This is a genomic window from Arthrobacter sp. 35/47 (genome assembly GCF_000520475.1).
Classification (GTDB): Bacteria; Actinomycetota; Actinomycetes; order Actinomycetales; family Micrococcaceae; genus Arthrobacter_D; species Arthrobacter_D subterraneus.
Genome location: NZ_KI914618.1, coordinates 120,981 through 142,840 on the forward strand (window position 1 = coordinate 120,981; position 21,860 = coordinate 142,840).

At 66.3% G+C, this 21,860-nt stretch carries 21 protein-coding genes and 2 pseudogenes; 5 read left to right on the forward strand and 18 right to left on the reverse strand.

Features of this window, described 5'->3' with window-relative positions:
- The 5 genes and pseudogenes from X803_RS22575 to X803_RS0115405 form a co-directional block, all read right to left on the reverse strand.
- Positions 1-194: pseudogene (locus X803_RS22575) on the reverse strand (pseudouridine synthase); the annotation flags it as partial.
- Between the two features lie 24 nt (positions 195-218).
- Complete coding sequence (scpB, locus tag X803_RS0115390) at positions 219-881, reverse strand: SMC-Scp complex subunit ScpB (RefSeq protein WP_156930092.1); 663 nt, start codon at positions 879-881, stop codon at positions 219-221.
- A complete protein-coding gene (locus X803_RS20515; protein WP_051470813.1) occupies positions 865-1,779 on the reverse strand; it encodes a segregation and condensation protein A in 915 nt (304 codons plus the stop codon). Before X803_RS20515 ends, scpB begins: the two co-directional genes overlap by 17 nt.
- A gap of 15 nt (positions 1,780-1,794) precedes the next feature.
- A complete protein-coding gene (locus X803_RS0115400; protein ID WP_026545825.1) occupies positions 1,795-2,682 on the reverse strand; it encodes a ParA family protein in 888 nt (295 codons plus the stop codon).
- A 252-nt stretch (positions 2,683-2,934) separates the two neighbouring features.
- On the reverse strand, positions 2,935-4,362 hold the full coding sequence (locus tag X803_RS0115405) for a cation:dicarboxylate symporter family transporter (protein WP_051470814.1): 1,428 nt from the start codon (positions 4,360-4,362) through the stop codon (positions 2,935-2,937).
- Between the two features lie 174 nt (positions 4,363-4,536).
- On the opposite strand from X803_RS0115405, the gene X803_RS20520 reads away from it, so the two are divergent.
- From X803_RS20520 to X803_RS0115425, 4 genes are all read left to right on the forward strand, one after another.
- Entirely contained in the window at positions 4,537-6,177 is a 1,641-nt protein-coding gene (locus X803_RS20520; RefSeq protein ID WP_084033848.1) for a sensor histidine kinase, read from the forward strand.
- A gap of 7 nt (positions 6,178-6,184) precedes the next feature.
- Positions 6,185-6,886 carry a response regulator gene (locus X803_RS0115415; protein WP_026545827.1) on the forward strand — a complete coding sequence of 234 codons (702 nt, stop codon included), beginning with the start codon at positions 6,185-6,187 and terminating at the stop codon, positions 6,884-6,886.
- A gap of 103 nt (positions 6,887-6,989) precedes the next feature.
- On the forward strand, positions 6,990-8,129 hold the full coding sequence (locus X803_RS0115420; protein WP_026545828.1) for a bifunctional 2-methylcitrate synthase/citrate synthase: 1,140 nt from the start codon (positions 6,990-6,992) through the stop codon (positions 8,127-8,129).
- Positions 8,130-8,204: 75 nt separating this feature from the next.
- A complete protein-coding gene (locus tag X803_RS0115425; protein ID WP_026545829.1) occupies positions 8,205-8,924 on the forward strand; it encodes an alpha/beta fold hydrolase in 720 nt (239 codons plus the stop codon).
- Here the strand turns inward: X803_RS0115425 and X803_RS0115430 are convergent.
- Both X803_RS0115430 and X803_RS20525 read right to left on the reverse strand, forming a co-directional pair.
- A complete protein-coding gene (locus X803_RS0115430) occupies positions 8,921-9,397 on the reverse strand; it encodes an 8-oxo-dGTP diphosphatase (protein ID WP_026545830.1) in 477 nt (158 codons plus the stop codon). The two genes, X803_RS0115425 and X803_RS0115430, sit on opposite strands and share 4 nt — an antisense overlap.
- 11 nt (positions 9,398-9,408) lie before the next feature.
- A complete protein-coding gene (locus X803_RS20525) occupies positions 9,409-10,146 on the reverse strand; it encodes an ion transporter (protein WP_216699073.1) in 738 nt (245 codons plus the stop codon).
- A 75-nt stretch (positions 10,147-10,221) separates the two neighbouring features.
- On the opposite strand from X803_RS20525, the gene X803_RS0115440 reads away from it, so the two are divergent.
- Complete coding sequence (locus tag X803_RS0115440; protein ID WP_035779360.1) at positions 10,222-11,103, forward strand: potassium channel family protein; 882 nt, start codon at positions 10,222-10,224, stop codon at positions 11,101-11,103.
- Between the two features lie 49 nt (positions 11,104-11,152).
- Here the strand turns inward: X803_RS0115440 and X803_RS0115445 are convergent, their stop codons facing one another.
- The 11 genes and pseudogenes from X803_RS0115445 to X803_RS22895 form a co-directional block, all read right to left on the reverse strand.
- Positions 11,153-11,995, reverse strand: coding sequence for a hypothetical protein (locus X803_RS0115445; RefSeq protein WP_026545832.1), 843 nt, complete (start codon positions 11,993-11,995; stop codon positions 11,153-11,155).
- A 1-nt stretch (position 11,996) separates the two neighbouring features.
- Complete coding sequence (locus X803_RS0115450) at positions 11,997-12,533, reverse strand: RNA polymerase sigma factor (protein ID WP_051470815.1); 537 nt, start codon at positions 12,531-12,533, stop codon at positions 11,997-11,999.
- Positions 12,534-12,590: 57 nt separating this feature from the next.
- Positions 12,591-13,574, reverse strand: a complete 984-nt coding sequence (xerD, locus tag X803_RS0115455; protein WP_051470816.1) for a site-specific tyrosine recombinase XerD — start codon at positions 13,572-13,574, stop codon at positions 12,591-12,593.
- A gap of 1 nt (position 13,575) precedes the next feature.
- A complete protein-coding gene (locus X803_RS0115460) occupies positions 13,576-14,256 on the reverse strand; it encodes an NUDIX domain-containing protein (protein ID WP_026545835.1) in 681 nt (226 codons plus the stop codon).
- A gap of 2 nt (positions 14,257-14,258) precedes the next feature.
- A complete protein-coding gene (locus tag X803_RS0115465; RefSeq protein WP_026545836.1) occupies positions 14,259-15,962 on the reverse strand; it encodes a CTP synthase in 1,704 nt (567 codons plus the stop codon).
- A complete protein-coding gene (gene recN, locus X803_RS0115470) occupies positions 15,959-17,680 on the reverse strand; it encodes a DNA repair protein RecN (protein WP_026545837.1) in 1,722 nt (573 codons plus the stop codon). Before recN ends, X803_RS0115465 begins: the two co-directional genes overlap by 4 nt.
- The gene (locus X803_RS0115475) at positions 17,677-18,603 is read right to left on the reverse strand and encodes an NAD kinase (RefSeq protein WP_026545838.1); all 927 of its coding nucleotides are present in this window, start codon (positions 18,601-18,603) and stop codon (positions 17,677-17,679) included. The genes recN and X803_RS0115475 overlap by 4 nt, the downstream gene beginning before the upstream one ends.
- A 30-nt stretch (positions 18,604-18,633) precedes the next feature.
- A complete protein-coding gene (locus tag X803_RS20530; RefSeq protein WP_051470817.1) occupies positions 18,634-19,464 on the reverse strand; it encodes a TlyA family RNA methyltransferase in 831 nt (276 codons plus the stop codon).
- A 2-nt stretch (positions 19,465-19,466) separates the two neighbouring features.
- Entirely contained in the window at positions 19,467-19,685 is a 219-nt protein-coding gene (locus X803_RS0115485) for a hypothetical protein (RefSeq protein ID WP_026545839.1), read from the reverse strand.
- Between the two features lie 9 nt (positions 19,686-19,694).
- Complete coding sequence (locus X803_RS0115490) at positions 19,695-20,711, reverse strand: HAD-IIA family hydrolase (RefSeq protein WP_253907494.1); 1,017 nt, start codon at positions 20,709-20,711, stop codon at positions 19,695-19,697.
- Positions 20,704-21,860 (reverse strand): annotated as a pseudogene (locus X803_RS22895) (hypothetical protein); the annotation flags it as partial. The pseudogene X803_RS22895 and the gene X803_RS0115490, both read right to left, overlap by 8 nt.

The window sequence follows — 21,860 nt, forward strand, 5'->3', positions numbered from 1 at the left end:
CCCCGTGGAGCACCGTCACGCTTGGGCGCACCCGCACCGCGCGGGGCACCTGCACTCTTTGAACCCGCGAAACCGCCGCCGGTGCGCGCGGACTTAGCGCTGCCGGCGTCCCTCCCGCTCTTTCCTGCGGAATCGGTGGCAGGGTTACGGCCGGCGCGGTTCCTTCCGGATCCGGAGCGGGGCGCCTGTGTCATTGAAAAGTCCTTAGCTGTTGTACGTCAGTACGTGGTGTCGTCGAAGTCCTGCAGGTTTTCCAGTCCGGGCAGGTGCGGAGAAAGTTTGGGCAGGTCAGCGACGGTGCCGATACCCAATCTTTCCAGAAAAAGCGGTGTTGTTCCGTAGAGCACCGCTCCCGTCTCCGGATCGGTGGCGACATCGGTGATGAGCCCACGTTGAACAAGCGTGCGAACCACCGAGTCCACATTCACCCCGCGGATTGCCGATACCCGCGAACGCGCGACCGGCTGCCGGTATGCGATGACCGCGAGAGTCTCCAGCGCTGCCTGTGAAAGCCGTGCGCTCTGACCGTCAAGAACAAACCGTCCGACGACGGCGGCGAACTCGCTGCGCGTGTAGAACCGCCAGCCACCGGCGACATTTCGAAGCTCGATGCCCCGGCGCCGGGCCGGTCCGGTATCCGGGCCCTGTCCAGTATAGCCGTCATACTCGGCTTTCAGATCCGCCAGCGCTTCGGCCACCCGCTCCACCGGCACTTCGAGTGCCGCGGCGAGCTGCATCTCCGTCACGGGCTCCTCGACCACGAGGAGCACGGCCTCCAGCGCGGCGGGTACTCCCCCGGGCAGGGATGCCAGGTCCTGCACCGGCGGCTCTGCCGACACAGCGGGCGCGCCCCCGGCGTGGTCCTCAGTGTGTTCGCTCATGGATTTCCCCCTCGTTCCCGCGCCCGGTTACCGGCGGAACGTCCTGATCATATTCCTCGCTGATGCTGTCCGCAGTCCACGTCCGCTCACCGGCAGACCAGCGTACGGTCAGTTCCCCCAGCGGCGCCGCCTGATCCAGGGCGATCACCATGTCACGGAACATTTCCAGCAGGGCAAGAAAGCGGGCGACGACGACAAGGAGTGAGTCCGCATCCGCGGTGAGCTGCCGAAAGGACAACACGCCCTGCTCCTGGAGCCGGTGTCCGATGATGTCCGCCTGCTCGCGGACGCTCACCGCCGGTGCGTGCAGGTGCCCGATGCCGACCTCGGTGGGTGCAGGCTCCCGCGGCTCGAGCGCCTTCGCGGCAAGAGCCGCAAAGTCCGTGGGCGACATCCGCCAGGTGAGTTCCGGCATCATCGCTGCGAACTGGGGCTCCAGTGCGGCCTGACGGGGGAAGCGGGTGCTCTCCTCGACGAGCCGGGATCCCATCTGACGGGCGATCTCCTTGAATGCCTTGTACTGCAGGAGACGGGCGAACAGAAGGTCCCGGGCCTCCAGCAGCGCAATATCATCCTCGTCCTCGACTTCCCCCGCGGGCAGCAGCCGGGCGGCTTTCAGATCGAGCAGTGTCGCCGCGATCACCAGGAACTCACTCGCCTCGTCCAGCGAGAAGCTGTCTCCGGCGGCGCTGAAGGCCCTGATGTAGCCGATGAACTCGTCGGTGACCTTTGCCAACGCGATCTCGGTGATGTTCAGTTCGTGCTTGGAAATCAGGCTCAGCAGCAGGTCGAAGGGCCCGTTGAAGTTCTCGAGCCGGACTTCGAACCGGCCCGCTTTCCCTGGTTCGGGCAGCGGAAGGGAGGCATCGCCGTCGTCGTCGTAAGCGTCCTGAATCATCAGGCAGGGATGGGCCTACGGAGCGCCGCCGCGGGAGATCAGCTCCCGGGCGAGGCTGCGGTACGCATCCGCGCCGGAGTGGTTCCCTGCGTAGGTGGTGATGGGCTCTGCAGCGACCGTGGCATCGGCGAACTTGATGGTGCGCTTGATCACGGTCTCGAAAACCTTGTCCCCGAAAGCTTCGACCAGGCGGGCGATGACCTCCCGGCTGTGGAGGGTCCGGGCGTCATACATGGTTGCCAGGACGCCGTCCACCTGCAGGCGGGGGTTGAGCCGGTCCTGGACCTTCTCGATCGTCTCGACCAGCAGCGCAACCGCGCGGAGGGCGAAGAACTCGCAGATCAGCGGAATGATGACGCCGTGCGCCGCTGTGAGTGCGTTGACGGTCAGGAGGCCAAGTGATGGCTGGCAGTCGATGAGGATGACGTCGTAGTTGTCCTCGACCTTGCGCAGCGCGCGGTCCAGCACCTGCTCGCGGGCGACCTCGTTGACCAGCTGCACTTCGGCGGCCGAAAGGTCGATGTTCGCCGGCAGCAGGTCGATGTTCTCGACGCCGGTGCGCTGGATGGCGTCCTCGATGTTCACCTTGCGGTCCATGAGCACGTTGTAGACGGTGACATCGAGCTCATGCGGGTTGGTGCCGAGACCGGCAGAGAGCGCGCCCTGCGGATCGAAATCGACGAGGAGCACGCGGCGGCCGGCCTCCGCGAGCGCAGCGCCAAGGTTGATGGTGGAGGTGGTCTTGCCGACGCCGCCCTTCTGGTTCACCATCGCAATGACGCGGGCCGGCCCGTGGGAGGCAAGGACCGGGGGCTCGGGGAATTCCGTGACCGGGCGTCCGGTGGGGCCGATCTCGGAGTCGGTTGCGTCCTTCAGAGTTGTGGAACCCTGTTCGCTACTCACGTATCTATCCACGCTTCCGTCTAGTGCTTGTCCAGCAACGAAGTTACTGCTCGCTTGCTTCCCCACGTTACAACCGGTCCCCCGCGCAGCTGTGGAAATGCCGCGCGACCGGACCGCGAGCCTTGAGTCTCAAGTTGAGGTTCAATGTTTCGGGTTTCGAGGCCCCCGGACCGCCATGAAACAGCAGGACACGCCGCTTTAGCGTGGGCCAAAGCGGCGTGTCCTGACAAATCAACGCGGAGTCGAGGGTGATCAGCGGGTGGCGCCGACCTTCTCCTCCTCGCGGCGGGCGATGTGCGCCTCCGCGATGTCGGTGGTGGTTTCCGCGCCGTCCTCGACGGTGTCCGCCCTGGCGTCCTCAAAGTGGCCGGCGCTCATGGTCGATTCGTCGAACGGCAGGCGTCCGGCGAGTACTTCGTCCACCTGGCTGCGCTCGATTTCCCTGGTCCAGGTGCCGATCAGCACGGTGGCGACGGCGTTGCCGGTGAAGTTGGTCAGTGCGCGTGCCTCGGACATGAAGCGGTCGATGCCGACGATGAGTCCGACGCCGTCCACCAGGTCGGGGCGGTGGGACTGCAGGCCGCCGGCCAGGGTGGCCAGGCCAGCGCCCGTCACGCCGGCAGCACCCTTGGAGGCGATGATCATGAAGATCAGCAGCGAGATCTGCTCGCCGAGTGCAAGCGGGGTGCCAAGGGCAGAGGCGACAAACAGCGATGCCATCGTGAGGTAGATGGCGGTGCCGTCCAGGTTGAAGGAGTAGCCGGTCGGAACCGTGACGCCGACAACCGGCTTGGAGACACCGAGGTGCTCCATCTTGGCGATCAGGCGGGGCAGCGCCGCTTCGGAGGAGGAGGTGGAGAAGATCAGCAGGTATTCGCGGCCAAGGTACTTCATCAGCTTGAAGATATTGATGCCGGTGACGATCTTCAGGAGTCCGCCGAGGATCACCACGATGAAGAGGATGCAGGTGGCGTAGAAGGCGGCCATCAGGGTGAACATGCTCACAATTGCCTGGACACCGGTTTCACCGACGACGGCGGCGATGGCACCGAAGGCGCCGATCGGGGCGAGCCACATGATCATGATGAGGATACGGAAGACGAGAGCCTGGATGTGGCCGATGCCGCGCAGGATCGGCTTGCCTGCGGTTCCCATCTTCTGGAGCGCGAATCCGACCAGCAGGGCTACGAACAGTGTCTGCAGGATGCTCTTGCCGGTCAGCGAGGACAGCAGCGTGGTCGGGATGATGCCGAGGAGGAAGTCAACGGTGCCTTCGCCCTCCTTGGTTTCGGTCTCGTAGCTGGCGCCCGAGATGTCCAGGCCTTCTCCGGGCTGGACGATGTTGCCCACCACCAGGCCGATGCCCAGGGCGAAGGTGGACATCAGCATGAAGTAGCCGAGTGCCAGCCCGCCGACCTTGCCGACTGTGGCGGCCTTCGCGATCGATCCGATGCCGAGGACGATGGTGCAGAAGATGATCGGCGCGATCATCATCTTGATCAACCCGATGAAGGCCGTGCCGATGGGCTTGAGGGACTTGGCCAACTCAGGCGCCACAAGACCCAGGACGGCGCCGAGGATCACCGCGGCGATGACCGCGATGTAGAGGAAGTGGGTCTTGTCGACCTTCTTGCGGGGCTTGTCGACCGAAGCGGCTGACGGTGCAGGCATCTTCGCCATGCTGTTAACTCCTTATGCTGGTAGGCGGCCCGATGGCCGGTTCATAACCATCGTGGGCGCTACAGTGATGTCGGTCACCCTTGCGTTCATACTGTTCGCCGGACCGTGCAGAGAACCCCGGGCGCCCGTCCGCGGAACGGGAAGTCGTCGTGGACGGAAGGAGGATCCGAGCGAGTGAAGAACTGGAGCCTCGCCCGTCAATTCTTCGTCGGACAACTCGTCTTCGTGCTTGCCCTGACCTCGACCATCTCCTGGGTGCTCTACCTCGACGCGGAGGACAACACGTTCGACGCCGCGTCCCAGCGCATGCTCGCCGTGGCCACCACCTTCGCGGATGACCCGTACGTTCTGGAGTCGGTGGAGTCATCCGACCCCACCGGGCGGCTGCAGCCCTATGCAGTGGAGGTCATGGACGATCTCGGCGTCGATTTTGTCACCATCATGGACACCGACCGCACGCGCTACACCCACCGGAACCCCGGTGAAATCGGTGGGAACTACATCGGTTCCATCGCCCAGGCGCTCGCGGGCGATCCCCATGTCGAAGTGTTCACCGGCACCCTCGGACCGTCGGTCCGCGCAATAGTCCCGGTCTTCACGGAAGACGACGTCGTCACCGCCCTGGTTGCGGCCGGCGTCACCGTGGACACCGTCTCCATTGCCCGTAACGCCCAACTCCCCCTCGTCTGGCTCATCGCAGCCGGCGCGCTGACGGCAGGCACGCTTGTTTCCCTGGTGCTGAGCCGCCACCTGCGCCGGGCGACCCTGGGCCTTGGCACCGAACAGCTTTCCCGCATGTTCGTCTTCTACGACTCCGTGCTCCACTCCGTACGGGACGGTCTGGTACTGACCGACCTCCGCGGGAAACTGGTGCTCTACAACGACCAGGCGGCGGCGCTGCTCAACCTCCCGCCGTCGGCCCCGGGAGACCCAAAGCCGGCCCCCGGCGTCGGGCTTTCCCCCTCCGTGGAGGAGCTGCTCATGAGCGGACGCAGGGCAGTGGATGAAATCCACGTCACCGACGATCGGGTGCTGGTGGTGAACCAGGAACCGGCCGTACCGGCCTCCGGAACGAAGCCCCTCGGAACGGTCACAACAATCCGCGACCACACAGAACTGGAGACCCTCTCGGATGAAGTCCAGACCATGCGGACACTGACCGAAGCGCTCCGTGCGCAGACCCACGAGCACGCCAACCGACTGCACACGATCGTGTCGCTGATCGAACTTGACCGCCGCAGTGAAGCCCTCGAATTTGCCACCCGGGACCTCCAGCAGTCACAGCAGCTCACCGATGAAGTGGTGGCAGCCATCGACGAACCGTTCATCACCGCACTGCTGGTGGGCAAGGCTGCCCAGGCCAATGAGCGCGGACTGCACCTGGTCATCGACGTGGCCGGGACGGTTGAAACCAGCGGAATGGACCCGAGGGACCTCGTCACGATCATCGGTAACCTGCTCGATAACGCGTTCGACGCCGCTGCCTCCTCTTCGGAGCGGTCCGTCACGCTCGCGGTGTATACCGAGGGCGAGGCTGAGGAAACGATCGTCATTGAAGTCAGCGACAGCGGACCGGGGCTCAGCGACGCACAGCTCGGGAACGTCTTCACACTGGGGTCCAGCTCAAAAGGTGCGGCCGGAACGCGCGGCCTGGGCCTGGCGCTTGTCCGGCAGGCCGTGCACCGGCTGGGCGGGACCATCCGGTGCACCAACGACGGCGGTGCCCTCTTTACCGTCCGCCTCCCGGCGGTGCCGCGCGCAGACCATCCACAGACGGCGAACCGCTCGGGTGAGGGAGAGTTGCCCCGTGACTGATGCATCCATGGCCCGCCCCATCCGCGTCCTGGTCGTCGAGGACGATCCGATTGCCGCTGAGGCGCACGCGCTGTACGTGCAGCGGCTGGACGGCTTCGAACTGGCCGGCTCCGCAGCCACCGGCTCCGATGCGCTCGCAATACTGCGCGGACAGCGGGAGCCGGCGGGCGGGGTGGTCGATCTGGTGCTGCTGGATATGAACCTTCCCGATCTTCACGGCCTGGACATCATTCGGAGGATCCGGGGCTCGGGCAGTTCCGTGGACATCATCGCCATCACGGCTGTGCGGGAACTCGGAGTCGTGCGCTCAGCCATTTCGTCCGGCATTGTGCAGTATCTGATCAAGCCCTTCACCTACTCGGCGTTCAGCGAAAAACTCGGCAACTACCGGCAGTTCCGCGAAAACCTGCATGCTCAGGCCTCCTCCACCACCCAGTCAGAGGTGGACAATGCGCTCGCGGCGCTGCGTCCGGCGTCGCAGGGAAGTCTCCCGAAGGGGCTGTCCGAGGAGACGCTCCGCGCCGTCGTGTCCTTTCTGTCGTCAGCATCCCAGCCGGTGTCTGCCGTGGAGGCGGCATCCGCACTTGAGCTCTCGCGGGTCACCGCGAGGCGGTATCTTGAGCATCTTGCTGACAGCGGCTCGGCCCGGCGCATGCCGCGCTACGGAACGCGCGGCCGGCCGGAGCTGGAGTACACCTGGAACCGGTGAGGTTCCCAGCATTCGTAAGGACTGTCACCAACGCGTGGTGTGATGGGGTCGGCGCGCGTACGCTGGAGTCGATCACGGCTGATGGGACAAAGGAGTCAAAGGCATGACAGAACCCCAGATCTTCAAGGGCCTCGCCGGCGTCACCGCGGACACGACAGCAGTATCGAAGGTCAATCCGGAGACCAACTCGCTGCTCTACCGGGGTTACCCGGTTCAGGAACTGGCGGCCGCAGTGGACTTCGAGGATGTCGCCTGGCTGCTGTGGTACGGCGAGCTCCCCTCGGAATCGGAGGCGCAGGGCTTCCGCGACCGGGAACGGGCTTCCCGGGCCCTGGCCGAGAACGTGAAGGCCGCCATCGACCTGCTGCCGCTCAGCTGCCATCCGATGGATGTTGCGCGCACAGCGGTATCGGTCATCGGGGCGAATCACCCGAAAGCGGAAGACTCCTCGCCCGAGTCGGAGCTGGAAAAGGCGGTCGAGCTGTTCGCTGCCTTCCCGGCAGCCGTGGCGTACGACCAGCGGCGGCGCCGCGGCCAGGAGCCCATCGCGCCGCGGGAGGATCTGGGCTACTCCGCCAACTTCCTGTGGATGACGTTCGGCGAGGAGGCCGCCCCGGAGGTGGTTGATGCGTTCAACACATCGATGATCCTGTACGCCGAGCACTCCTTCAACGCGTCAACCTTCACGGCCCGGGTCATCACGTCGACGCTCGCCGACCTGCACTCGGCGGTCACTGGAGCGATCGGCGCGCTGAAGGGGGCGCTCCATGGCGGAGCCAATGAAGCCGTGATGCACACCTTCGAGGAGATCGGCATCCGGAAGGATGAGCCTGCCGAGGACGCGGCGGCACGTGCCAGGACATGGATGGAGGATGCGCTCGCACAGAAGAAGAAGGTCATGGGGTTCGGCCATCGGGTCTACAAGAACGGCGACTCCCGGGTGCCCACCATGAAAGCGGCACTCGATGCCATGGTCAAGCACTACGGGCGCCCCGAAATCCTCGGGTTGTATGAAGGTCTTGAGACTGCCATGCAGGAGGCCAAGAACATCAAGCCGAACCTCGACTATCCGGCCGGCCCCACGTACCACCTCATGGGGTTCGACACCGCGATGTTCACGCCGCTCTTCATTGCCGCGAGGATCACGGGATGGACAGCGCACATCATGGAACAGCGCGCGGCCAATTCCCTGATCCGCCCCCTGGCCGCCTACAACGGCCCGGAGGAACGCCACCTGCCCTGACCCTGCGGACGCAATCCGTCCTGAATCGGGGTCCGGTCGGTTCACGTACTTCTGCGGGACGGGTAGGGTTCCGGCATGGACATCATTCTGGTTCCCGGTTTCTGGTTGGACGCGTCATCCTGGTCCGAGGTGACCCCTCCGCTCTCGGCTGCGGGGCACCGGGTCCATCCGTTGACCCTGCCCGGTCTGGAAGCCCATGACGCGCTGCGGACCGGCATCGGCCTGCAAACCCATATCGACGCCGTCGTCTCGGTCATGGATACGATGAGCGATCCGGTGGTGCTCGTTGGGCACTCCGGCGGCGGAGCAATTATTCACGGCGCGGCAGATGCCCGGCCTGACCGTGTTGCCCGGGCGGTGTACGTGGACAGCGGGCCGCTCGGCGAAGGCGGTGTGATCAATGATGAGCTGCCTGCAGACGGTGATGAAATTCCGTTGCCGCCGTGGGAGGCCTTCGATGACGAGGACCTCGTGGATCTTGACGACTTCCTCCGGGCGGAGTTCCGCAGGCGTGCAGTCCCCCAGCCGCGCGGCGTCGCCTGCGACCCTCAGCGGCTGTCGGATGAGCGCCGTTACGACGTGCCGGCCACGGTGATTGCGTGCGAGTTCCCCTCCGCCCAGCTGCAGGAGTGGGTTGCCCAGGGGCACCCGTATGTGGCGGAACTGGGCCGGATGAAGGACGTCGAGTATGTCGACCTGCCCACCGGGCACTGGCCGCAGTTCACCCGCCCGGAGGAACTCGGCGCTGTGATCCTGGCGGCAGTGAGCGGTGCGCGGCCTGCCGCCTCGACCTAGGCGAAATCGGCGGTGCGCACGGTCTCGTTGTCGCTGTTGAGCGTGACGGTCAGGTCAAGCGGCTTGCTTCCGAGCACATGACCGATCCAGTGCTTCGCGTCATCCCACATGCCCTCCCAGGGCACGCCGTCCACCGGATACCAGCAGGGGTCGATTTCATCCGTAGCCTCCGGCTCGCCTGTGAACCGTTCGGTGATGAAGACGACGGCGTCCATGTCCAGCATCGGGCTGACCGGAAAGCGCCAGCGCACGGGTCCCAGTTCCCTAAGGTCCGCCACGTCGACCACCACCCCGGATTCTTCCCGGACTTCCCGTGCTGCGGCTTCCCCTGCGGTTTCCCCGGGTTCAATGCCGCCGCCAAGGGCAACGATGCGCCCGGTGCCGAAGCCGGAGCGTTTCATGCCGAGCAGCACCTGGCGTCCGGTATCCGTTTCCCGGAACAGGAAACAGAGAGCAACGCGGCGTGGTGTCATGCCGGTCAAGTCTAGCCATCGACCGGCGGCAACACAGCCTGGCGCCCGGGCTCTGATCCCCGACGATCATCTGCCCGCAGGAAGAAGGCGCCCAGCGAGCCCGCCAGCGTGGCGAAGACCCCGATCGAATAGACAGCCAGCACAACCTGGACAACGCGCGCAAACCCGGTCTGCGGCGTGATGCCGCTGCCGGTAATGGTGGCCATTGCCGTCTCGAACAGTGCTTCTCCGTACTCGGAGTGGGTGTCTGTCGCATAGAGGAGCTGGCTGGTTGCGAGGATGACGACGGCGGTTACTGCCGCCATCCAGCCGATCCTGCTGGAGAGCAGCCTTCCCGCAGAGCGTGAGCCGCGGATGCCTGCGGACAGGATTCCGCCAACCCGGGCAACACGGGTCAACCGCAGGAGGCGGACCGCCTGCAGGGCCCGAAGGAAGCGCAGGAACGGCACCAGCAGGAAGATGACCTGCCACCAATTCTTCTTCCAGAAGGCTCGACTGAACTGTGCGATATAGGCCCGCAGGAGGAATTCCGCGACAAACACCGCCCAGAAAACCCAGCCTAGGATACTCAGGGCCAGGACGAGCGGCGGGTCGGTAGCCAAAAGCTGGCCGAGGACCACAAACAGGAAAACCAGCCCAAGCACTCCCATGGGCCGGTCGAGGCGGCTTGCCAGGGCTTCGGCGGCGCTCAGCCCCTCGGCTTCCGCAGGGGGGTGCTTCGTGCTCGGCTTGACTTCGGGATCCTTCACCTCTCACATGTTTCCACGCCTACGTGGTGAACTGGTGAGACTGGCCGACGCCCATCGAACAGTTCGGAGATCATTGTGTTGTGGCTGCTGTCCGTTCTCGGCGCCCTCGTCATACTGCTCGGAATCGTCGAAGTCTTCCATACCCTCCTGCATCCCAGTGGACGCGGACGGTTCAGCCGCCTATGCGTCGTCACGGTCTGGCGCACTGTTCGCCGGACGGGTGACCGGGGTGCGTCGGTCGCCGGGCCCCTGGCGATGGTTTCCGTCATCGTTTTCTGGGCATCCCTGCAGGCAATCGGCTGGGCACTGCTCTACTATCCGCACATTCCGGACGGGTTCAGCTATGCGCCCGGTCTGGACCCTACCCGGTACAGCGCCGCCGCCGAGGCATTCTACGTCTCCACCGTCACCCTGACGACGCTCGGTTTCGGTGACGTGATCGCCACCGACCCGCTGATCCGGTTCCTGACCCCTTTTGAAGCCCTGACCGGTTTTGCGCTATTGACCGCTGCGGTCTCCTGGTTCATGCAGATCTACCCGGCGCTTGGCCGGCGCCGTGCGCTGGCGATCCGCCTGTCCCTCCTGCAGAATGCCGACTATGCCGGGAAGCTTGACCAGCTCGACCCGGCATCGGTGACCAGCACCCTCGAAACGCTGGTCTCCGATCTGGTCCAGATTCGGGTGGACCTTACCCAGACGTCGGAGTCCTACTATTTCTGGGAAGCAGACGAACAGCTGTCCCTGCCTGCCTCGCTCTCCTACGCCGTCGACCTCGCCAATCAGGCCGGGCGCTCCGCCAAGCCGACGCTGCAGACGGCCGGTGCGCTGCTGCGTGAGGCACTGGATTCTCTTGCCCTCTTCCTGCGCACCGAGTTCAGGCACGACGGCGAATCCACCCAGGACGTCTTCCGTTCGTATGCAAGTGACCACCGGTACCCGTACCGCGAGAACCCCTGAGTCGCGGAGGTACCCCTGCACCGGAGAGTACAGGGGCACCTCGAGCGGATCACTCCGGCCCGTCCCCTACCAGCGCGGAACGCAGCTCGACCGGAATACCGGCGTCGATGAACTGCTGGTCCATCATTTCCTGGGCAGTTCGGCCCTCCACTACGGGCAGGAAGTCCCACTTGACGACGGCACTGAAGCTAGCAGATTCGACGAGCCATTGCCCGTCCACCCGGCGTGCGATATAGTACCAGGTGTTCCCGCCGTCCTGCGGGTTGGCTTCGAAACCGGCGTCCGTCACCTCCATGGCCATCCAGTCCTCCGTGCACCCGACCACGGCATAGTGGTCCGGATCGGCGGCGAAGGGTGTGAGGCTCATGAAGTCGCTCCCCTGTTCCATGACCCGGTCGACGTCCTGCACCCGGCACCCTTCATCAGCCGGGGGCCCGGTGGGCACGCCGGTCGGCTCGACGCTCGGCTCCGCAGTAGGTTCCGGTGACGGGGAGGGTGCTGTTGTTGCGTCCTGGGAAGCCTCGGCCGTCGCCAAGGGATCCGTCGTTGCGGCCGGCAGGGGTGCGTCGGCTCCGAGAGACCCGCCCACGACGACGGCTCCGGCCACCACCGCTGCGGCAGCCGCTCCGGCCAGAACAACGGCGATTCGGCGGCGTCGCCGCAGGGGCACCAGCACCGGGCTGTCGTCGCTGAACGCGTCATTTCCGTCGTCGGACTGCGGGTCCGCCCCGGCGCTGTGTGGGTTGTCCATCGGTTCGGTATTCATGGCGGGTCCAATATCTTTGTGGCCGGTATCAACCGGGAAAGCAATGATTTCGGTGGGGGAATCCGACGCTTCGCGTTCGGCACGCACGGGGTCGAGCCCCCGGATCAGGTTCTCTATGCGGTCCATTTCAGGCACCTTCCTCTGCCATCAGGGCGGCAGGCATCATCTGTGCAAACGCGGCGCGGGCACGGTGAAGGCGGACTTTGGCGGCGGAGGCACTACAGCCGAGCATCTCGCCGATCTCGGTGGCCGTAAGGTCGTCCCAGTAGGCGAGGAGCAGGATCTCCCGCTCCTTCTCCCGGAGCCGCAGCAACGAGTCGGCTACCGTTTGCTGCTGCGCACCATGACCGGCCCGGGCGGCTATGACAACCGAGTCCCGGACACGCTGCATGAGGTGCTCGGCCCGTTCCCTGCGACGGTATTCGTTACCGATGACGTTGCGCGCGACGGTGAGCAGCCAGGCCGGGGTGACCTCGGCCGGGTCGGGGTTCCTCTGCCATGCGATCCGGAAGACATCGTTGGTGAGCTCCTCGGCCGCTTCCCGGCTGCTGACCCTGCGATGAATGAAGGAAAACACGCGTTCGCGATGTTCCCTGTGTAGCGCCGCGAACACGTCATCGTATCGCTGCAACACTGTCCCCCCTGGTGTGAGTGTCCTGTCCATACCCCTCTTGTTTCCGGTATGCCCGGCGGGGTTACAGAATCTCCTAATTAAAGGGCGTTAAAGGGCGCGGGGGTGCGCTGCCGCATAGATTTCCCGCAGCGTGTCTGCAGTGACCAGCGTGTACACCTGCGTTGTGGTGACCGACGCGTGACCCAGCAGTTCCTGCACCACCCGGACGTCAGCGCCGCCCTGGAGCAGGTGGGTGGCGAAGGAGTGCCGCAGGGTATGGGGCGATACCTCCGCGGCCACCCCGGCACGCTCGGCGGCTGCCTTGAGGATGCTCCACGCGCTCTGCCTGCTCAGCCGCCCGCCGCGGAGATTGAGGAAGAGTGCCGGCGCACTGTTCTTTCCGGACGCGTTCGCAGCCAGCGCGGGGCGGGCACGCACCAGGTAGGCCTCGATGGCCCGCGCCGCGTAGGAGCCGAGCGGAACCAGCCGTTCCCTGGATCCCTTGCCGAACAGGCGGACGACGGCGGGACCCTCCAGTGCGGCGTCGACCGACACATCATCGACGTCCAGTCCCACGGCCTCGCTGATACGCGCACCGGTGGAATACAGGAACTCAAGCAGCGCCCGGTCGCGGAGGCCGCCGGGTGTCGAAGTGTCAACAGCCTCAAGGATCCGGGTCACGTCGTCCACGGAGATCGCTTTCGGGAGCCGCTGACCGGCAGTGGGCGGGTGCACATCTTCCGCGGGGTCGGCCGTCGTCGTGCCTTCGAGTGCCAGGAAGCGGTGGAGTCCGCGGACGGCAACCACGGTGCGCGCCGCAGAGCGTGGGCTCAGCGGCGCCAGGCCGTCTTCACCGGTGGAGAGTCCCTGCGCGAACGCCGACACCACCTGGCGGGTGACGGCTTCCATGGACCCGATGCCCCGCGCGGCAAGGAACCGGTGATAGCGCAGAAGGTCCCGCCGGTAGGCGGAGAGGGTGTTGGCGGACAGCCCGCGCTCCACGAGCATGTGCTGGAGGTACTCACTGATGAGCCGACCGGGACCGGTCGCCTGAAGCTCATCCTGCACGGCCGTCTGCCCGCCCTGCGCCATGTCAGTCCTGCAGGACAGGGCCCAGGGGCCACGTTCCATGCTGGCTGTGGTGCTCCGGCCAGGGCGCATCGGCGGGACGGAGGGACCGGTATCCGGACTGCTTTGCGGCGGACGCAGCAAGCACCGCAGCGGCAGCGGACGGGCTGTGGATCCTGCCTTCGAGCACCGCTTCCACGGCATCCTGCAAGGGAATCCAGGCGAGCTCGATTTCCGCCTCTTCATGGGTGCGGGTGTGCCGCTGGTCGTGCGGCACGTCGGCGATGCCCTGGGCGAGGTAGATGCGCAGGGCTTCGCTCGATGACCCGGGTGAGAGGAACAGGTCGGACAGGACGTGCCAGGTGCTCGCGGTGACGTCGGCTTCCTCGGCGAGCTCCCGGGCGGCGCCGGCCGCGAAGTCCTCGCCGTCGACGTCGAGCAGGCCCGCCGGAATCTCCCACAGGTCCATCCGTACCGGGTGGCGGTACTGGCGGAGCAGGAGGACCCGCTCCTGTTCATCCATGGCGAGGATCGCCACGGCGCCCGGATGCCGGATGTACTCGCGCGTGATCGGCTCGCCATCCTCGTCCAGGCGGAAAGTCTCGCGGACCACGTCCCAGATCTTTCCTGTGAAGACCGTGGCGGACTCCAGCAGCCGGCGGGGGCTCTGCCGGTCGGAAACCGGCGCGTCCTGCGATGCTCCCATTGTCAGGCCTTGACGCCCCGGCGGGTGAGCGCGGCCTTGACCAGCCCGGCGAAGAGCGGGTGCGGGCGGGTGGGCCGCGAGCTCAGTTCCGGGTGGGCCTGGGTGGAGACGTAGTACGGGTGGGTCTGCGCGGGCAGTTCAACAAACTCCACCAGCTTTCCATCGGTGGTGGTTCCCGATACCACGAGTCCGGCGGCCTCAAGCTTCTCCCGGTACTCGTTGTTCACCTCATAGCGGTGGCGGTGACGCTCGCTGACGTCCGTCCGTCCATATGTTTTGGCGATCACGGATCCGTCCTTCAGCGATGCGTCCCACAGGCCGAGGCGCATGGTGCCGCCCATGTCGCCCTCGCCGGCGACGATCTCCAGCTGCTCGGCCATGGTGGCGATCACCGGGAACTCCGTGTCGGGGTCGAACTCGGTGGAGGACGCGCCCTTCAGGCCCACAACGTTACGGGCGAATTCGATCACCATGCATTGCAGTCCGAGGCACAGGCCGAGCGTGGGTACGCCGTTCTCGCGGGCGTAGCGCAGCGCTCCCAGTTTGCCCTCAAGCCCCCGGATGCCGAAGCCGCCGGGCACGCAGATGGCATCGGCGCCGTCAAGGGCCTTCGCTGCCCCCTCTGGAGTGGCGCAATCGTCCGAGGGAACCCACCGGATCTGGACCTTGGCCTTGTTCGCGAAGCCTCCGGCGCGCAGTGCCTCCGTCACCGAGAGGTAGGCGTCCGGCAGATCGATGTATTTGCCGACCAGCGCGATCTCGACATGGTGCTTGGGGTGGTGGACGGCGTCGAGAAGCTTGTTCCACTTGGTCCAGTTGACGTCCTTGAACTTCAGGTCCAGCGCCTGAACGATGTAGGCGTCGAGGCCCTGCGCGTGCAGCGTCTTGGGGATGTCGTAGATGCTCGGGGCGTCAGCGGCGTTGATCACGGCGTCGACGTCGACGTCGCACATCCGTCCGATCTTCTCGCGCATCGCGTCCGGTACTTCGCGGTCCGAGCGGATGACGATGGCGTCAGGCTGGATACCGATTGAGCGCAGCATCGCCACCGAGTGCTGGGTGGGCTTGGTCTTGAGTTCCTGTGACGGGCCGATGTAGGGCACCAGGGACACGTGAAGGAAGAACACGTTGTTCCGGCCGATGTCCTGGCGCACCTGGCGCGCGGACTCGAGGAAGGGCTGGGACTCGATGTCGCCGACCGTCCCGCCGATCTCGGTGATGATGACGTCCGGGGCCTTGCGGGAACCGGTGGGCTCGGCGGGCAGCCGCATGCGGCGCTTGATCTCGTCGGTGATATGCGGAATGACCTGCACGGTGTCACCGAGGTATTCGCCGCGGCGTTCCTTGGCGATGACGGTGGAATACACCTGGCCGGTGGTCACGTTCGCTGACCCATCGAGGCTCTCGTCGAGGAACCGCTCATAGTGGCCGATGTCGAGGTCCGTCTCCGCGCCGTCGTCAGTCACGAAGACCTCGCCGTGCTGGAACGGGTTCATGGTGCCGGGATCAACGTTGAGATACGGATCCAGCTTCTGCATGGTGACGGACAGCCCACGCGCCCGCAGCAGGTGGCCGAGGCTCGAAGCCGTCAGTCCCTTGCCGAGGGAAGACGCCACACCACCGGTGACGAAGATGTGTTTGGTAGTCTTGGCGGACTTTTGGAACCGGGAGATTGTTTGCTGCACCACGGAGTTCGACCCTATCACCTGGCGGCAGTCCGCGCTGCATCCAGGAGCAGTTCTTCCGCGTGTGCCTGAGCACTGGCGGACTCTTCCTGACCCGCCAGCATGCGGGCGAGCTCCCGCACGCGCTCGGACTCCGGCAGGACTTCGACGTCACTGGCGGTGAAGCCGCCGTCGGCTGCCCTGCTCTTGGTCACCCGGATATGGTGTGAGGCGAACGCCGCAACCTGCGGAAGGTGTGTCACCACCACAACCTGGACGTGCTGGGCAAGCATGGCGAGGCGACGCCCGATTTCGACGGCGGCCTTGCCTCCGACTCCGGCATCAACCTCGTCGAAGACAAAGGTCGGGACGGGGTCGACGGCGGCGAGAACCACCTCGATTGCCAGCATCACCCTTGACAGTTCACCGCCCGAGGCGCCCTTGCCGAGCGGCCGCGGAGCGGACCCGGCGTGTGGTTGAAGGGAAAAGGACACCTCGTCCGTTCCGAGCGGACCGGGCGCGCCGCCGGACACCACGTCGATGATGAGTTTCGCATCCGGCATGGCGAGAGCTGCAAGTTCCGCGCTGACGCGTGCGGACAGCACTTCGGCGGCCGCCACCCGCAGCCCGCTGAGGACCTGCGCCTCGGCACCGAGTTGCGCTTCGAGCGCGACGGTCTCCTCCTGAAGACTTTCGATCCGGTCAGAGTCCCCGCTGATCTCCTCGAGCCGCGCACGGCCGGTCGCAGACCACTCGATCACCTCATTGATGGATGGAGCGTACTTGCGGATCAGGACATTGAGGTCCGCCCGGCGTGCCTCAACCTCGGCCAGCCGCTCGGGTCCCTCCGAATCGACTGATGCCGCGTAGCCGGCCAGCTCGGTTGAGATGTCCGCCAGGATGTAGCCGACTTCCGCGAGCCGTTCGGCGAGCGACGCCAGTTCCGCGTCGTGCGCACCGACCGTTTCAAGCTGGCGCTTCGCAGCATCGACCAGTGTGGTGGCATCACCCGTTTCCGGGAACTCACCCGATACGAGCGCCTGGTGCGCCGCGGCGGCCGCAGTGCGGAGCTCCTCCACGTTGCCCAGCTTCATCGCCTCGGCCTTGAGCGTTTCGTCCTCATCCGGTTGCGGGTCGACGGTGTCGATCTCCTCAAGCGCTGCCTGAAGCGACTCGGCCTCCCGCAGGCGGTCGCGCTCCGCGCTCCGCAGCGCCTCGAGGTCCGCCGCCACCTGCCGCCACCGCCGGTAGGTGGTCCGGTAGGAGGCGAGGGCGTCCCGGAGCTCCGCGCCGCCGAACTTGTCCAGGGCTTCGCGCTGTGCGGCCGCACTGCGCAGCCGCAACTGGTCCGACTGTCCGTGGACCACCACCAGCTTCTCCCCAACCTCGGCGAGGACGCCCGCCGGGGCCGACCTCCCGCCCACGTAGGCGCGGCTGCGTCCGTCGCTGTTCACGGTGCGGGCAAGGATAAGGCCGGCACCGCCGTCGTCATCTGTTTCCAGCTCGCCGCCGGCCTCCACGGCGCGCTGGGCCGCTGGACCATCCGGGTCCACCCGAAGCACGGCTTCAGCGGAGGCGTTCTTTGCGCCGAGACGGACTGCGCCGGCGTCCGACCGTGCGCCCATCAGCAGCCCCAGGGCGGAGAGCACCATGGTCTTGCCTGCCCCGGTCTCGCCGGTGACCACGCTGAAACCCGGACCGAGTGCCAGCGTGGCATCGGCGATGACCCCGAGATCGCGGATGCGGATCTCCTCGATCATTGGGGGTGCTCGCCATCGTGGGTGATCGGCCCGCGCCAGCCCTGCGTGGGCAATGCGAACTTGCGGACCAGCCGTTCGGAGAAGGGCGTCTGGTGGGTGCGCGCGAGGCGAACCGGGATGTCCGAACGGGTGGCCTCGACCCGCGCGCCGGGCGGCAGGTCCACGGTCCGGCGGCCGTCGCACCAGAGCACGCCGGACGCGTCGGTGCGGGTGAGGAGTTCCACGGCGAGCAGCGACGTGGGGGCAACGACCAGGGGCTTTGCGAAAAGCGCATGCGCGCTGATCGGCGCTACCAGGAGCGCCTCGACCTCCGGCCAGACCACCGGGCCGCCGGAGGAGAATGCGTACGCGGTGGAGCCGGTGGGCGTGGCCAGCACCACGCCGTCGCAGCCGAAGGAGCTGACCGGCCGGCCGTCGACTTCGAGGACCACTTCGATCATGCGCTCCCGGTTGGCTTTCTCGATTGCTGCCTCGTTGAGGGCCCAGGTCTGCGCGGCCAACTGGTCACCCCGCCAGACCTGCACGTCGATGGCCATCCGCTCCTCGACGGTGTAGTCCCTGTCCACGACCCAGCGGACGGCTTCAGCGAGGTCTGCGCGCTCACTCTCTGCCAGGAAACCGACATGGCCCAGATTGACGCCGAGCAGGGGAACGTCCGTACCACGGACCAGTTCAGCTGCGCGGAGGATGGTGCCGTCTCCGCCGAGAACCATGCCGAGCTCAATGTCCTCGAGGCCCACTTCGGCTCCGAGCGTGTCCGTGGGCGCGGTCAGTGTGCCGTATTCGGCCTGGATGTCCTGCAGCTCCTCGGCGCGCATGACGGGAGTCAGTCCGGCTGCATGGAGCAGGGTACAGGCCTCCTGGGCAGCGGCCATGGCGTCATGGCGGCCGGTGTGGGCGAGTACCAGTATGCGTCTAGTCATCACGCTCCGTTGTATCAGGTGGGGACGGCCTCACGCATTGCCGCCGGTGGCGAACGCGGTGCCCGCGTCCATGACGTGCTGCGCCAGGCGCACTGCGTCCCTATCGATCCTAGGCATCAACCCGCGGGCCGGCACCTTCATCCACAGGAAGAACTCGATATTTCCGTTCTGGCCAGGGAGTGGACTGCGCGCGACGCCTTCAACGTCGAGGCCCGCCTCGAGGGCGGAACGGACCACGCCGGCGACGGCGCTTCGCCGCTGCTCCTCGTCGGTCACCACACCGGTGCGGCTGAGCGCGCTCCGGCCGACTTCGAACTGGGGCTTGACCATGAGCACGAGGTCTCCCCCGCTGCGGGTGGCGCGTGCCAGCGGTTCCATCACGAGGGTCAGCGAAATGAAGGAGAGGTCGGCAACCGTGAGGTCAACCTGTCCGCCGATCAATGCGGGTTCCAGGAACCGGACGTTGAGGCCTTCGTGGACCTGCACCCGGGGATCGTTCCGAAGTTCATCGACAAGCTGCCCATGCCCGACGTCGACCGCAGCCACCTCGGCGGCACCCCGGCGCAGGAGCACATCGGTGAACCCGCCTGTGGACGCGCCGGCGTCCAGACACCGTCTGCCGGCGACCTGAACGCCGGTGAAGGCTTCCAGCGCGCCGTCGAGCTTGTGCCCGGCACGGCTAAGGTAGTCCGGCCGCTCGCCTTCCGCGACAACCAATGCGTCGCCGTCGCCAACGGTGACCGACGCCTTGGTGAGTACGGTGCCGCCCCGAAGCACGCGACCGGCCGCGATCAGTTGCGCAGCATGGGACCGGGAGCGCGCCAGCCCACGTGCCACCAGCGCCTGATCGAGCCGTGCCACCGTCAGCTGTGTTCCGTATTGAGCTCGGTGAGCAGTTCATCATGAAGCCGCTCGTAGGCGGCGTGCTGCGCTTCCTCGCTCCGTTCCGGCATGGATGCCAGCGCCGTCAGCAGCACGTCATCAACCGAGGGATCGCCCGTCGGCGATACCGCAGGGAACTCCGGCGGCTCGTCATCCAGCAGGGAGCCCTGTTCGGAGGGAAACCCCTCAGCCGATCCCATAGTTGCTCCTCACCTGGGCGCGTTCTCATGTTCATTCGCGAACTTCAGCCGCGGCAGTGTTGCGGTGTCCTGCTGCGGACAGGCCTCCCACCAGGCTGCGCAGGCCGCTCGCCACGTGTTCAGGTCCTCCCGCTCCCCGCCCATTATGACGACGCCGTCCTCCACCTTCGCGGACGACTCACCGCACTGGAACACACTGTCCCGCTTGATGACCTCCGGGTATGGCTGATGCAGTTGGCCGAGGTCCGCGAACAGATACGTGGGGCGCTGCTCTGTGATTGCCGCCAGCGCGTTTGCGGCGCTGTCCACTCCCGTGAGCACCAGGGCCGTAGCCATTCCGGCCCGGTTCCCGCCGAGGATGTCGGTGTCCAGACGGTCCCCCACGACCAGTGCCTCAGCAACGCCGAGGTGATTGGCTGCGGTGATGAACAGCTGTGCCTCGGGCTTTCCAGCCACCAGCGGGGTCTGTCCCGTGGCGGCCTGGACCGCGGCTACGAGTGTTCCGTTGCCCGGCGCTATCCCACGGGCCTGCGGGATGGACATGTCCGTATTTGTGGCAACCCATACTGCGCCGCCGGCGATGGCGTACGAGGCCTCGGCAAGGTCTTTCCATCCGAGGGAAGGGTCAAAGCCCTGTATTACCGCATCCGGCACAGGGTCAGCGGTGGTGACGGGCACCAGCCCCTGCTCCGCGACGTGCTGTGCGAGGACCGCGCTGCCCGTCACAAGTACAGTTGCTCCCAGCCGCACCTGCGTAGCCAGCAGCTCCGCGCCCGCGAGGGCGGACCCGAAAACCTGTTCCGCTGTGGCCGGTGCTCCCAGTTCGCGAAGGTGGGCGGCCACTTCCGCGGATGATCGGGACGCGTTGTTGGTGATGTAGGCAAGAGCCACACCGATCCCCTCGAGCTTGTCGAGGGCCTCAGTGGCACCCGGAATGGCTGAGGGACCGGCGTACACAACGCCGTCGAGGTCTGCGAGCACTGCGCCATAGCGCCGGGCCAGTGCAGTGTGGACTGTCTCACTCACTGTCATGCCGCTCCTCGACGTCCGCCCCGGTGTCAGCGGTTTCCCCGGCCTCGGGTTCAGCGCCCGCGTGCTGCGAACTCTCTGTCCCCATCTCGGTATCGGCCGCATTTTCCGAAGGCGACGCGACACTCTCGACGGTGCCCCGTGCAGCGGAGCGGTCCAGCTCGACATCGTCCTCATCGCCGACGAGATCAATGATGTCGGGATCCGCGAAAGACCCCACGCCGAGTGCGTTCTCGGCGACGTCCGCCTGGCGGCGCCAGGAAGCTGCCTCATCGCTGCGCCCGACGGCGGCGAGGGCGTCGGCGTACGCCCTGAAGAGCCGCGGGCTGTAGCTGAATGCGCGGTTTTTGGTCAGTTGCGGAATCTCGAGCGCGGCGACCGCGGCGTCGAGCTGCCCCAGGTCGGTGCGGGCTCCGGCCACAACCATCGCGAGCTCGACCTTGCCCGCTGCGTCGAGGGAGGACGCGTCCTCGGACCGTGCGAGGTCCAGGGCGCGGTCCGGCCGGCCAAGCCCTCGCTCGCAATCGGCCATCACCGGCAGGTGGACATTTGAACCGCTGATCCGCCTGTAAGTGCGGAATTCCCGGAGTGCCTCACCGTAGTGTCCCGCAGCGTAAGCCGTCAGGCCTACCGCTTCCCGGACGACCGCAAGGCGGCCGCCGCGACGGCTTGCCGCCAGGGCATGCTGGAACGCGAGTTCCGGTTCATCATCGATGAGCCGCCCGGCCATGACAAGGTGCTTGGCTACCCAGAGTGCACTGCGCTCCTCGAGGTTGCGGATCTGGGCACGCGTGACCTTGTCCAGTTCGCTGCCGGTGACATCCTCGTCGATCTCCGGCGAACGTTCACGATCGGGCCGGTTGGCGCTCCTGAGGTCGCGGGCGTTGTGGGGCCGGGCAAACGGTGTGTCTTCCGGACCGTTCTGCCTGGGCGACCGCTCGGGACGGCCGCGGTCGTCTTCGCGCTTGTTCCCGCCGCGAGGTCCCTCGCCGTAGGACCGGTTCGGGCGGCGGTCATCGCCGTAGCTCCGGGCCTGCCTGCGGTCATCACCACGGGAGAATCCATCGCGTCCGGAAGGGCTCCCGGCGTCCCGGGACCGGCTGTCGCCGCCCGCCGGACGCTGACCACCCTCACGAGAAAAGCCAC